At 70.6% G+C, this 13,093-nt stretch carries 9 protein-coding genes and 2 pseudogenes; 5 read left to right on the top strand and 6 right to left on the bottom strand.

The features are described from left to right. Positions 1-8: 8 nt before the first annotated feature. Together AB0F52_RS31625 and AB0F52_RS31620 are read left to right on the top strand one after the other, a co-directional pair. On the top strand, positions 9-2,474 hold the full coding sequence (locus AB0F52_RS31625) for an FAD-dependent oxidoreductase (protein ID WP_360179058.1): 2,466 nt from the start codon (positions 9-11) through the stop codon (positions 2,472-2,474). Positions 2,475-2,568: 94 nt separating this feature from the next. Next, the gene (locus AB0F52_RS31620) at positions 2,569-3,942 is read left to right on the top strand and encodes a trypsin-like peptidase domain-containing protein (protein ID WP_360179056.1); all 1,374 of its coding nucleotides are present in this window, start codon (positions 2,569-2,571) and stop codon (positions 3,940-3,942) included. Here AB0F52_RS31620 and AB0F52_RS31615 read toward each other — a convergent pair. From AB0F52_RS31615 to AB0F52_RS31600, 4 genes and pseudogenes are all read right to left on the bottom strand, one after another. Then, positions 3,939-4,224, bottom strand: a pseudogene (locus AB0F52_RS31615) (integrase core domain-containing protein); the annotation flags it as partial. The gene AB0F52_RS31620 and the pseudogene AB0F52_RS31615 sit on opposite strands and share 4 nt — an antisense overlap. Positions 4,225-4,240: 16 nt before the next feature. Then, positions 4,241-5,626 (bottom strand): IS110 family transposase, encoded by a 1,386-nt coding sequence (locus AB0F52_RS31610; protein ID WP_360179389.1) that lies wholly within the window; start codon positions 5,624-5,626, stop codon positions 4,241-4,243. 292 nt (positions 5,627-5,918) lie between these two features. Next, a pseudogene (locus AB0F52_RS31605) lies at positions 5,919-6,625 on the bottom strand (IS481 family transposase); the annotation flags it as partial. Positions 6,626-6,745: 120 nt separating this feature from the next. Continuing rightward, the gene (locus tag AB0F52_RS31600; RefSeq protein ID WP_360179054.1) at positions 6,746-7,120 is read right to left on the bottom strand and encodes a MarR family transcriptional regulator; all 375 of its coding nucleotides are present in this window, start codon (positions 7,118-7,120) and stop codon (positions 6,746-6,748) included. Between the two features lie 86 nt (positions 7,121-7,206). On the opposite strand from AB0F52_RS31600, the gene AB0F52_RS31595 reads away from it, so the two are divergent. Further along, positions 7,207-8,664 (top strand): MFS transporter, encoded by a 1,458-nt coding sequence (locus tag AB0F52_RS31595; RefSeq protein ID WP_360179052.1) that lies wholly within the window; start codon positions 7,207-7,209, stop codon positions 8,662-8,664. A 269-nt stretch (positions 8,665-8,933) separates the two neighbouring features. Then, entirely contained in the window at positions 8,934-9,599 is a 666-nt protein-coding gene (locus tag AB0F52_RS31590) for a phosphotransferase (RefSeq protein WP_360179050.1), read from the top strand. A gap of 143 nt (positions 9,600-9,742) precedes the next feature. Here AB0F52_RS31590 and AB0F52_RS31585 read toward each other — a convergent pair whose 3' ends face one another. Together AB0F52_RS31585 and AB0F52_RS31580 are read right to left on the bottom strand one after the other, a co-directional pair. Next, positions 9,743-11,143, bottom strand: a complete 1,401-nt coding sequence (locus AB0F52_RS31585) for an MFS transporter (RefSeq protein WP_360179048.1) — start codon at positions 11,141-11,143, stop codon at positions 9,743-9,745. Next, positions 11,140-11,601 carry a carboxymuconolactone decarboxylase family protein gene (locus AB0F52_RS31580; RefSeq protein WP_360179046.1) on the bottom strand — a complete coding sequence of 154 codons (462 nt, stop codon included), beginning with the start codon at positions 11,599-11,601 and terminating at the stop codon, positions 11,140-11,142. Before AB0F52_RS31580 ends, AB0F52_RS31585 begins: the two co-directional genes overlap by 4 nt. 47 nt (positions 11,602-11,648) lie before the next feature. Between AB0F52_RS31580 and AB0F52_RS31575 the strand changes: the two genes are divergently transcribed. Further along, complete coding sequence (locus AB0F52_RS31575; protein WP_360179044.1) at positions 11,649-13,049, top strand: PLP-dependent aminotransferase family protein; 1,401 nt, start codon at positions 11,649-11,651, stop codon at positions 13,047-13,049. Positions 13,050-13,093: the final 44 nt, after the last annotated feature.

Raw genomic sequence — 13,093 nt, 5'->3', positions numbered from 1 at the left:
GTTCCGCCATGAGTGCACCGAAGGTCGTGATCATCGGCGCCGGCATCGTCGGCGCGAACCTGGCCGACGAGCTGACCGCCCGCGGCTGGACCGACGTCACCGTGCTCGACCGGGGCCCGCTGCCGCGCACCGGCGGGTCCACCTCGCACGCGCCCGGCCTGGTGTTCCAGACCAACGCGTCCAAGGCGATGACGGACTTCGCCCGGTACACCGTCAAAAAGTTCCTGGAGCTGGACTCCTTCCTCCAGGTCGGCGGCATGGAGGTGGCGACCACCCCGGCGCGCTGGGAGGACCTCAAGCGCAAGCACGGCTGGGCGACGTCGTGGGGCGTCGAAGGGTCGCTGATCGACGCTTCCGAATGTGTCGAGCGCTGGCCGCTCCTGGACGGTTCGCGGATCTTCGGCGCGCTGCACGTCCCCACCGACGGGCTCGCGCGGGCCGCCAAGGCCGTCGAGGTGCTGGCCGAGCGGGCGGGTTCGCGCGGGGCCCGGTTCATCGGCTCGACGCGGGTCACCGACGTGCTGTCCGACGGCGGCCGCGTCACCGGCGTCCGGACCGACCAGGGCGACTTCGCGGCCGACGTGGTCGTGTCGTGCGCCGGGTTCTGGGGCCGCGAGATCGGCGCGATGGCCGGCATGGACGTCCCCCTGCTGCCGCTGGCCCACCAATACGCGAAGACCGGGCAGCTCGCGGAACTCGCCGGGCGCAACGGTACCGATGGGTTCTCGGCGGGAAAGAGTGCCTCGAACCGCGAAGAGGTCGAGGCGAGCCTGCCGATCCTGCGTCACCAGGACCAGGACCTGTACTTCCGCGAGCACGTCGACCGGCTCGGCATCGGCTCCTACGCCCACCGCCCGATGCCGGTCGACGAGTCCACACTGGATCCTTCGGTGACCGAGACGGCGATGCCGTCCATGCTGCCCTTCACCGAAGACGACTTCGCGCCGTCGTTGGAACAGAGCCGGCTGCTGCTGCCCGCGTTGCGCCAGACGAAGGTCGAAGAGGGCTTCAACGGCATCTTCTCCTTCACCCCGGACGGCCAGTCGCTGGTCGGCGAGTCGGCCGACGTCCGCGGGTTCTGGCTGGCCGAGGCGATCTGGGTGACGCATTCCGCGGGCATCGCGAAGGCGGTCGCCGAACTGCTCGTCGACGGACATTCCGAAGTGGACACCCACGACATCGACGTCCACCGCTTCGAGGAGGTCCAGCTCGCGCCTTCGTACGTGAGCGAGACGGCGCAGCAGAACTTCGTCGAGGTCTACGACATCCTGCACCCGTTGCAGCCCAAGCTGTCCCCGCGTGACCTGCGGGTGACACCGTTCCACGTCCGGCAGCGCGAGCTGGGTGCGGTGTTCCTGGAAGCGGCCGGCTGGGAGCGGCCGCACTGGTTCGAGGCCAACGCGCCGCTGCTGAAGAAGCTGCCGCACGAATGGCTGCCGCCGGCGCGGGACGCGTGGTCGGCGCAGTTCCACTCGCCGATCGCCGCGGCCGAGGCGTGGCACACGCGCAACGGCGTCGCGCTGTACGACATGACGCCGTTGAAGCGCGTGGAGATCAGCGGACCCGGGTCGCTGGCGTTCCTGCAATCCTTGACGACCAACCAGCTCGACAAGTCGGTCGGCTCGGTGACCTACACGCTGATGCTCGACAACGCCGGCGGCATCCGCAGCGACGTCACGGTCGCGCGGCTCGAACCGGAGCTGTTCCAGGTCGGGATCAACGGCGGCATCGACGTCGACCACTTCGTCAAGCACGCGCCTCCCGGGGTGCAGGTCCGGGACATCACCGGCGGGACGTGCTGCATCGGCGTCTGGGGCCCGTTGGCGCGGGACCTCGTGCAGCCGCTGTCGCGCGAGGACTTCTCGCACACCGGTCTCAAGTACTTCCGGGCGCGGCGGGCGCGGATCGCCGGGGTGCCGGTGGTCGCGATGCGCCTGTCCTACGTGGGCGAGCTGGGCTGGGAGATCTACACCAGCGCGGACAACGGCCTCAGGCTGTGGGACGCGCTGTGGGCAGCCGGGCAGCCGCTCGGCGCCATCGCGGCCGGGCGCGCGGCGTTCAACAGCCTGCGGCTGGAGAAGGGCTACCGGCTGTGGGGCACCGACATGACCACCGAGCACGACCCGTACGAGGCCGGTGTCGACTTCGCGGTGCGCCCGGCGAAGGGGGAGTTCCTGGGCCGGGACGCGCTCGCGGGCCGGACGCCGTCGCGGCGGCTGCGGTGCCTGACGATCGACGACGGCCGCACGGTCGTGCTGGGCAAGGAACCGGTGTTCGTCGACGGCGTGGCTTCGGGTTACGTGACGAGTGCCGCGTACGGGTACACCGTCGGGCGGCCGATCGCCTACGCGTGGCTCCCGGCGTCGGCGGACATCGGCAGCAGTGTGGAGATCGAGTACTTCGGCCGCCGGGTCGCGGCCACCGTGGCCGCCGAGCCGCTGGTCGACCCCGGCATGGAACGGATCCGGCGGTAATCCACAGCAAGTCCACGGAAGCGCGACAGGAAATTCTCAGGAAGGAGGCGTTTGCTGGTACGAGCCGGAGGCTTGTCGAGAGCTGGAGCTGTGCATGAGCGAGTACGACCGAGGACGCCCACGCGGCGGCGAGTACCCGTACGGCTACGGCCAGGGTGGCTACTCGCCGGACTACTACGGCCAGAACGGCTACCCGCAGGACCAGGGCTACCACCAGCAGCAATACGACCAGCAGCCGTACCCCCAGCAGCAGTACGACCAGCAGCAGTACGACCAGCCCCGTGACCAGTGGGGCCGCCCGTACCCGCCGTACACGCAGCCGACCTACTCCTACCCGCAGCCCGCCTACCAGCCACCGCCGCGCCGACGTCATCCGCTGCGCGCGCTGACGGTCGCGATCGTCGCGATCGCGCTGGCCGTGGTCGCCGGGCTCGGGATCGGGCACCTGATCTCGGGGGTGAACGCGCCCACCGCGGGCGGCAACCAGAACTTCGGTTTCTCCGGGCAGCCCAGCGCGGCCAAGACGGTGCTCGACCCCGACGCCGTGGCGGCCAAGGTCAACCCGGCCATCGTGAACATCAACACCGAGCTCGGCCTGCAGGGCGCGGCCGCGGCGGGCACCGGCATCGTGCTGACCGCCGACGGCGAGGTGCTGACCAACAACCACGTCGTCGCCGGCGCGACCAGCATCAAGGTCACCAGCATCGGCACCGGTGACACCTACAAGGCCGACGTCGTCGGCTACGACCGCACCGAGGACATCGCGGTCCTGCAGCTGCAGAACGCGTCCGGGCTGCCCACGGCGACCATCGGCGACTCGGCCAAGGTGCAGGTCGGCGACCAGATCCTGGGGCTGGGCAACGCCGGCGGCCGCGGTGGCGACCCGGTGCCCGCGCCGGGCACGGTGACGGCGCTGGACCAGTCGATCACCGCGTCGGACGAGTCCAGCGGGTCTTCCGAGCAGCTGACCGGGCTCATCCAGGTCCGGGCGAACATCGAGTCGGGGGACTCCGGCGGCCCGCTCGTCAACGCGGACGCCCAGGTCATCGGCGTCGACACCGCCGCGTCCACCGGCTACCAGCTGAACGGGCGCCGCAGCGGCGGGGCCGGCCAGGGCTTCGCCATCCCGATCAACCAGGCCGTCGACATCGCCCACAAGATCGTCGCCGGGCAGGCGTCCGACAAGATCCACATCGGCAAGACGGCGTTCATCGGGGTCTCGGTGACCGACGGCCAAGGGGGAGCCAAGGTCCGCGAGGTCGTCCAGCGCGGGCCGGCGCAGAAGGCGGGCCTCGCGGCGGGCGACGTGATCACGGCGATCGACGGCAAGCCGACCGGCTCGGCGACGGCGTTGACGAACGTGATGGACACCCACCACCCGGGTGACCAGCTGACGTTGACGGTGACCGGCGCCGCCGGCGGTCAGCGGCAGCTCCAGGTCAAGGCCATCGAAGGGCCCGTCGGCTAGCTGTGATGTTCAGGGAGGTTGGGGATGCGGCTGGCGGGTGGTTTGCCGTTGAGTGCGGTGTGGCCGCGGTGGTGATTGTAGGTGTGCAGCCAGCCCTGTAGCGCTGCGCGGCGTTCGGTCTCGGTGCGGTGGCTGGTTGTAGGCCCATTCGTCGAGCAGGGTGCGGTTGAACCGCTCCACCTTGCCGTTGGTCTGTGGCCGGTAAGGCCGGGTGCGTTTGTGGGTGACCTGCGCGTCGCGCAGCGTGTCGCGCCACAGTCGTGAGCGGTAGCAGGACCCGTTGAGTTCCTAACGGATGTCAAGCAGCGTGGGTGTCCGTAGGCTGGGTCGTGGACGGACCGTTCGTCGGAGCGCTGTGCGACTCCTTGTGTCGTCGGTCCGTCCGTTTTTGCTGCTGGGTGGCGCGTCGAGCGGCGCGGAGTTCGGCGGGGACGGTGTAGCGGTCGGTGATGAGGCGACGAGCCTCGACGATGGAGATCGGTGCGTTGTCGATGTCGGTGAGCTGGTAGGTTTCACCTCGTCTCCAGCAGGCAGCGATGCGGGTGAGCAGTGTCGTGGCGATGTGGCAGAGCGCGGAGTTGTGGTGCTTGCCGGACACGGTCATCAGTCGGTGGTACTTCGCTGCGAGAGTGGGGTCGGTGCGGCGGGCGTGCTGCGCGGCCAGGAACAATGCTTCGCGCAGGCAAGCGTCACCGGACTTGGTGGGGCCGCTGTGATGACTGCTCAGGCCGGAAGAGTTCAGGCCGGGGACCAGCCCGGCGTAGGAGCGGATAGCGGCCAGCGAGGTGAACCTGCTCGGGTCGCCTAGTCTGCCGAGGATTTGCGCGGCCAGGATGGGACCGACTCCGGGAACTGACTGGACGATGCCTGCAGGGTCGGCCCTGGCCAGCAGTACCTTGATGCGCTCCTCGAGATCCTTGATCTCCTCGGTGAGGTGTAGAGCCAGCCGTGCCTCGATGGCGATGTCGTCTGCCAGGTCGGGGTAGTCGAGCTCCTCTGCCCACAATGCGAGCGTTTCGTCGGCCGCGGCGAGTAGTCCGTCGGCTTGGGTTTCGCCCCAGGAGCCACGGGAATGGCGGTGCAGGAATCGGGCAAGGCGTGCCCGGCCCAGCCGGGGGACCTGGTGTGGGTCGGCGTAGTGGGCCAGAAAACGAAGCGGGGTCTTGTTGGCCAGGTCTGCTCCCAGTGCCGCATGCCAGGACGGTCCGAGCAGCTCCAGGAGGGCGTCGAGCCGGGCGAGGACGCTGGTGCGTCGTTTGACCAGGTTGGATCGCAGTTTGACCGCCCGCCGCAGCGATTCTCCCGGGCCGAGGCCGGCGGCGGTGTGCAGGCCGTCGGGATGCAGTAACGGCAGCTTGGCCAGAATTTTCGAGTCCAGCCGGTCGGACTTGGTGTGCTTGGCGTAGTAGGACCGCAGGTCAGCCGATTGCTCGGGTGGCACCATCACCACGGTGGCGCCCTGGCGGCGAAACCATGCCGCCAGCGGCACCCATGCGTTGCGCGTCGGCTCCATGATGACCGTGACCGCGGCCGGTTCGATGCCGGCGGGCAGCATGGCCCACAACCGATGCAGGTCCTCCACCGTGGTGCGGAACTTTCGGCCCGACCAGGTGAACCGGCCACGCTCATCGGTGAGACTGGCTTGATGTGCGGCTCGGCAGGCCACGTCGATTCCCAACCACATGCGCACCGTCTGAGCTCCTGTCTGCTCGCGGACATCACCACCGGCGCCGCCATCGGTTGCGGGGACGCCGTACCAGACATTCGCTAACAGGGATCCACACTGAAGCCGGTGGTCACCGGGTTCCTAACAGGACGCGTCACCCGGCGATGGCCCCGCTTGCCCCACGATCAACAGGCAAGAGGTCACACCCCCACTCGGTCAACAAGCGGTGGCAAGCGGGCACCGGAACCCCGGATTCTCGCCCAGCCGGCCGCGCCAAGCGAGCATCCCAAGGCCATCACCAAGCTTGAATGTCGGTCAGGACCCGCGCGACGGTGACTCCGCAGCTGGTGAAGAACGCCTGAGCCCGCACCCAGAACGCCGCCGCGGTTTCCTTGGTTTCATCCGGGAGGATTTCGGTGTAGGCCAGGCGGGAGTGATCGTCCACGGCGTTGTGCAGATAGTGGTAGCCGAGGTTGGCGCGGCCACTGAGCTTGCGGGGCCGGGCGGGGTCGCGGTGGGCTGAGCTGTTGCGTCCGCCGGTGGCGCGTCCGTGAACGCGGTGGCCGCCGCCGGGGATGTTGCCCAGCTTCTTGATGTCCACGTGCACCAGATGACCAGGAGCGGCGTGCTCGTAGCGGCGCACCGGCCGGCCAGTGGCCCGATCCAGATGCCTCAGGCGAGCCAGCCGGTAGCGGGTCAGGACCGATGCACCGTGGAGGGATTCAATCCGAGCAGGTAGGCGATGCGGGCCGGTCCCCACCGGCGCAGCACCCGGACCTTGATGATCCGCCGCTCGGTCCGGGTGGGAGTCCGGTTCGGGCTGGTCCACGGCCGTGACGAGCGGTCGGCCATGCCGGCCTCGCCCAGGTCGAGGTAGCGGGCCGACCACCGGGCAGCGGTGGAGACCGACACCTGGAACCGCTTCGCGGCCCGCCGCAGAGGCCAGCCCTCCTCGACGACACAACGGGGCAGGCGCAGGCTCCCGGTCGGGGTCAGGGGTGCGTTAGCGTGGGTCACGAGGGCCTCCAGGACAGTCGGTGCAGATGTCGCAATCCACACCGAACCCGGAGGCCCTCCCTCACACCAAGATCATCCGATCACGTGTCTCCACGATCGCAACCTCCCAGGGCAATACAGCTAGCGCAGGGTTTCCTGCAGCACTTCGCGGTGGGTCTGCTTGGCCGCGAGGTACTTCTCGCGGCCGGCGTCGGTGATCGTGACGAAGATGCCGCGCCGGTCCACCTCGCACAGCGCGCGCTCGACCAGGCCCTCCTTCTCCAGGCGGGCGACCAGCCGGGACGTGGCGCTCTGGCTGAGGTGGATGGCCTCGGTGAGGTCGGCCGACCGGCACTTGGATTCGCCGGTCGCGACCCGCTCCAGCGCTTCGAACTCGTTCGCGCCGATGCCGTGGCGCTCCTGCAGGCGGCACTCCAGCGTGCTGAACACGGCCGAGTAGCGGGCCAGCAGCTCGTGCCACTCCTGGACCAGTTCCTTCTCGGCGACGTCGCTCACGGCGACCAACTTAGCATGCACAGGCATCAGATGCAAACACATTAAATGCTTGGACATTAGATGCGCGTGCATGTAATGTCGCCGCCATGAGTTCTTCCGTGTCCTTGTCCACCACCTCGACCCGGTGGGACGCACGTCTCTGGGGTGTCCTGCTCACCGTCTCGATCGTCATCGGCCTCGACGCACTCGACGTGTCGATGGTCGGGGTCGCGCTCCCGGCCATCCAGGCCGACCTCGGCCTGTCCACCAACGCGCTGCAATGGGTCGTCAGCGGCTACGTGCTCGGCTACGGCGGGCTGCTGCTGCTCGGCGGCCGCACCGCCGACCTGCTCGGCCGCCGCCGCGTGTTCCTCGTCGCCGTCGCGATCTTCGCGTTGGCTTCCCTGCTCGGCGGCCTCGTCGACGACGGCGCGCTGCTCATCGCGAGCCGGTTCATCAAGGGCCTGGCCGCCGCGTTCACCGCACCGGCCGCGTTGTCCATCATCACCACGACGTTCCACGAAGGCCCGGCGCGCAACAAGGCGATCAGCATCTTCGCCGTGTTCGGCGCCAGCGGCTACTCGGCCGGTCTCGTGTTCTCCGGCCTGCTGACCGAGGTCGGCTGGCGCTGGACGTTCCTGCTGCCCGCGCCGATCGCCCTGGTGGCCCTGGTCGCCGCGTGGAAGCTGATCCCGTCGTACCGCGCCGAGGAAGGCCGCGGCTACGACTTCCCGGGCGCCATCACCGGCGCGGCCGGTTCACTGCTGCTCGTGTTCGGCGTGGTCGAGGCGCCGGAGGTCGGCTGGGCGGCCCCGCGCACGCTGATCACCTTCGCCGTCGCGCTGGCGCTGCTGGTGACGTTCGTGGTGATCGAAAAGCGCAGCCGCCACCCGTTGCTGCGCCTGGGCATCCTGAAGTCCGGCCCGCTGGCCCGGGCCAACCTCGGCGGTGCGCTGTTCTTCGGCGCGTACATCGGCTTCCAGTTCGTCGTGATGCTGTACCTGCAGCGGGTGCTGGGCTGGTCGGCGCTGCAGACGGCGCTGGGCTTCCTGCCGGCGGCGCTGATCGTGGCGTTCGGTTCCCCGCGCATCGAGCCGCTGATCGACCGGCTGGGCACGCCCCGCACGATCTTCGCGGGCGTGGTCGCGCACGTCATCGGCTACGCGCTGTTCCTGCGCATCGACGAGCACTCCGGTTACGCGGGCAGTGTGCTGCCGAGCATGATCCTGCTCGGCATCGGCTTCACGCTGGCGTTCTCGTCGCTCAACATCCAGGCCACCGCGGGCATCTCGGACGACGAGCAGGGCCTGGCCGGCGGCTTGCTGAACACGTCGCTGCAGGTGGGCGGGGCGATCGGCCTGGCGGTGGTGACGGCGGTCCTGACCGCCAACGGCGGCCGCGAGGCTTCACCGGCGGCGTTGCTGACCGGCCTGACGCCGGCGCTGAGCGTGGTCACCGGGATCGCGGTGCTGGGCCTGCTGGTCGCGGCGAGCGGCCTGGTGGCTCGGAAGCGGCCGGCCGAGGAACCGGTCGTCGAGGAAGATCTGCTCGCTCTCGCGGACTGATCGCCGAAACGCGGAAGGACCACCATCGTCGGGGATGGTGGTCCTTCCGCGTGCGAGCGGCGCGGGAATCTGTCGGTGCCCTCCGCCAAGGGAGGTAACTGGCCTCCATCGTCGCTGACGGCAATCGAGGTGACGCGTGTTCGGCGGCTGGGTAGCGTGAACCGGGTGCCGAGCGAGGAAGTGATGCAGGACGGCGCCCACCGCCGGGTGGTGCGGATCGGCAACACCGTCCGCAGCCCGCCCAGCCCTGGACGCCCACCGTCCATGCGTTGCTGCGGCACCTGGAGGATGTGGGGTTTGCCTGTGCGCCCCGACCGCTGGGAATCGACGACGAGGGTCGCGGGGTCCTCACCTACATCGACGGTGACTCCGGAGCGTCGGGCTGGGCCAAGGTCGTGGACGACCCCGGCCTGGGCAATTTCGCCCGACTTCTGCGCGCCTACCACGATGCCTGCGAGAGCTTTTCACCTCCGCCAGGCGCGACCTGGTCCACGGACGCAGGTGTCTCCGGCGACGACGAGGTTGTCTGCCATGGGAACTTCGGCCCCTGGAACGTCGGCTGGCAGGGCAACCAACCGGTGGGAATCATCGACTGGGACTTCGCCCGCCCGGCGCCACGCTTGCACGACGTGTCCTACGCGCTGGAGTACGTTGCCCCGTTCCGCGACGATGCCGAGTGCCTGCGCTGGCTGCACTGCCCGGCGCCGCCCGACCGCCGCCTGCGGCTGGAGCACTTCTGCAGTGCGTACGGTCTTGACTCGACCGTGGGGATCATCGACGCCGTCATAGCCGGACAGCAGGACAATGCCGACCTCGTGCGCCGGCTGGCCGAGCAGGGGCACGAGCCCCAGGCCACGTGGGCCGCCGACGGGTTGCTGACCGAACTCGACCACAGAATCGACTGGAGCAAGGCGCACCGACATCTGGTCGAGTAGCCGATTCGCCCGTCACCGACGGTACTTCCGGCCGTCGGAGTGTCGCCATGTCCTGCCGTCCCCGGGAGCTTCTACTGACCGCTGTCGTCGTGGCCGGCGCATGCAGTCACGGGACAGCTCTCAGCGTGGAAATCGGGGGCTGCTCAGGCCGGGACGGCCACCGCGTGCCGTGGGCCGTGGAAGCGCAGGGCCGCCACCGCCGTCACCGCGATCCCGGCCGCCGCCAGCAGCACCGCCGCGCGGAGACCGTCCACTGTGGCCACTCGGAGGGCCTCGCTCGACAGCCCGTGCGTGCCCGCGTTGGCCACCGCCACGAACACCGCCAAGCCCACCGAGCCGCCGACCTGCTGGGCCGTCGACGCCACTCCGGACGCCACTCCCCGGTCGGCCGCCGGGATCCCGGCCGCCGCCGCGCTGAACATCAGCGTGTAGCCCGCGCCCTGGCCCAGGCCCAGCACGACCAGGGCCGGCACCAGCGCCAGGTAGGACGCCTCCAGCGTCATCGACAGCCCGAGCGCCACCGCCCCGGCGCCGCCGACGACCAGGGAACCCACCAGCGTCGCGCGGGTTCCGTAGCGCGTCGCCAGCCGGCCCGCGGCCTGGGAGCCGGCCGCGATCGCCACCATCGGCACGCCGAACGCCAGGCCCGTCGCCAGTGCGCCGTAGCCGTGCACGCCCTGGAAGTACCCGGTCAGGAAGTACAGCAGCGTGCCGAACGTGCCCATGTACAGGAACGTCACCACCACGCCCGTGCCGAGGTTGCGGTCGCGCAGCAGCCGTGGCGGCAGCAGCGGGTCGCGGCCCCGGCGTTCGATCGCCGCGAACGCGGCCAGCAGCGCGAGCCCCGCCGTCGCCGTCCCGAGGACCACGGCCGACGTCCAGCCCAGCTCCGGGCCTTCGACCAGGGCGAACACCACCAGCGTCGTGCCGAGGGTCGCGGTCAGGGCGCCGGCGAGGTCGAACCGGCGGCCGGGCTCCCGGGCCGGATCCTTGGCCAGCAGCGGGAAGGCGAGCGCCGCGGCGGCCGCGGCCAGCGGGACGTTCACGGAGAACACCGCCGCCCAGCCGAACGCCTGCGTCAGCACCCCGCCCAGCAGCGAGCCGAGGATCATGCCGCTGCCGCCCGCGGTACCCCACACCGCGAACGCGCGGTTGCGTTCGCGACCGGCCGCGAACGAAGTGCTGACCAGCGTCAGCGTCGCCGGGAAGAGCAGCGCGCCGCCCAGGCCCTGGCCGGCGCGGGCCGCGACGAGCAGGCCGGGGTCCCCGGCCAGCCCGCCGGCCAGCGACGAACCCGCGTAGAGCGCGCACCCCAGTGCGAAGACCCGGCGCGGGCCGAACAGGTCGCAGGCCCGCCCGCCCAGCAGGAGCGCCCCGCCGAAGGCCACGGCGTAGGCGCTCACCACCCACTGCAGGCTCTGGGCGCCGAACCCGAGGTCACGGCCGATGTCCGGCAGTGCCACGTACACGATGTTGTAGTCGAGGGAGATGATCAGCTGCGCGAAGGCGAGCAGGGCCAGCACCGCGCCCGGGCGGCGGCTCATCGGGCCACTCGCTCGTCGGTGCCCGGCACCTTCGCCGTGGTGATGGCGATGCGGTTCCACGTGTTGATGGTGAAGATCAGCGCGAGCAGCTGGGCCAGTTCTTCCTCGCCGAACCGCGCGAGCGCCTGGGCGTAGACGTCGTCGGGGACGCCACCTTCGTGGATGAGCGTGACCGCTTCGGTCAGCGCCAGCGCGGCCCGCTCCTTCTCGCTGAAGAAGTGCCCGGCTTCGTGCCACACGGCGACCATGTGCAGCCGCTCCTCGCTCTCGCCGGCCTTGCGGGCGTCGGAGGTGTGCATGTGGAGGCAGTACGCGCAGCGGTTGAGCTGCGACGCGCGGATCTGGACCAGTTCGACCAGCGCGGGGTCGAGCCCGGCGCGGGCGGCGGCGTCGAAGCCGATCAGGGCCTTGAAGGCCTTCGGGGCGGTCTTGGCGAAGTTGATGCGGGAGTTCGTCATGACCAGAAATCTAAGGCCGGTTTGACCTCCGTGTAGGGTGCATTTTCATGGCAAAAGCGTGGGTCAATTCGGGGGAGCGGCTCGGTGCCGACCTGCACCTGGAGCTGACCGGGCCCGGCGGCAAGCGCGCCGCGCTCATCGCCGCCCTGCGGGACGCCGTCCGCGCCGGGCGGCTCGCCCCGGGCACCCGGCTGCCGCCCTACCGGTCGCTGGCCGCCGACCTCGGCCTGGCCCGCAACACCGTCGCCGACGCCTATGCCGAGCTGGTCGCCGAAGGCTGGCTCACCGCCGTCCAGGGCTCCGGCACCCGCGTCGCCGAGCGCGCCGAACCCCTCAAGCCGGTCCGGGCACCGGCTCGGACGCCACCGGCACCGAAACCGGCGTACCACCTCCGGCAGGGCCAGCCGGACGCGACGTCGTTCCCGCGCACCGAGTGGCTCGCCGCCGCGCGCCGCGCGCTCAACGTGGCCCCGCACGACGCCTTCGGCCCCGGCGACCCGCACGGCCGCCTGGAACTGCGGGAAGCCCTCGCCGAGTACCTCGCGCGGGCCCGTGGCGTGCGGACCTCACCGGAGCGGATCGTCGTGTGCTCGGGGTTCGCCCACGCCCTGCGGCTGCTGTTCCCGGCCGTGCTGCGGGGACCGCTCGCCGTCGAGTCCTACGGCCTCGCGTTCCACCGCTCCATCTTCGCCGCCGCCGGCGTGCCGACGATCCCGCTGGCCCTGGACGAACACGGCGCGCGCGTCGAAGACCTCGACGTCCCGGCGGTGCTGCTGACGCCCGCCCACCAGTTCCCGACCGGCGGCCCGCTGCACCACGACCGCCGCACCGCGGTCGTCGGGCACGTCCGCGCGACCGGCGGCGTGCTCATCGAGGACGACTACGACGGTGAATTCCGCTACGACCGCAAGCCGGTCGGCGCGGTCCAGGGCCTCGACCCCGAACACGTCGTCTACGCCGGTTCGGTCAGCAAGAGCCTCTCGCCCGCGGTGCGCCTGGGCTGGCTGGTGCTGCCCGGGCACCTCGTCGACCCGGTGCTGGCGGTGAAGGGCGAGCGCGAGGCGTGGGCGGGCGTGCTCGACCAGCTCACCCTGGCCGAGTTCCTGACGTCCGGCGCGTACGACCGGCACATCCGCCGGATGCGCCAGTGCTACCGCCGCCGACGCGACCAGCTGGTGGCGGCCCTCGCCGAGCGCGCACCCCACGTGACACCGACGGGCATCGCCGCCGGCCTGCACGCCGTGTTGCGGCTCCCGCCGGGCACCGAGAAGGCCGCACTGAAGGCGGCGGCCTGGCAGGGGCTGGCCCTGGACGGCCTGGCGGCGTTCCGGCACCCGGACAGCACGATGTCCACAATGGACGGCTTGGTCGTCGGTTACGCGACCCCGCCGGAACACGCTTACCCGGCGGCTCTCGATGCGCTGTGCCGCGCGCTCCCGCCCGCGTGAGGCGGCTTGGTCGGCTCCCGCCGCAAGTTCGGGTGGTGTCGGCG

Origin of the sequence: Amycolatopsis sp. NPDC024027 (genome assembly GCF_040638975.1) — a bacterium.
Classification (GTDB): Bacteria; Actinomycetota; Actinomycetes; order Mycobacteriales; family Pseudonocardiaceae; genus Amycolatopsis.
The sequence above is the reverse complement of the archived record's forward strand: the minus strand, read 5'-3'. Positions and strand labels throughout refer to the sequence as shown.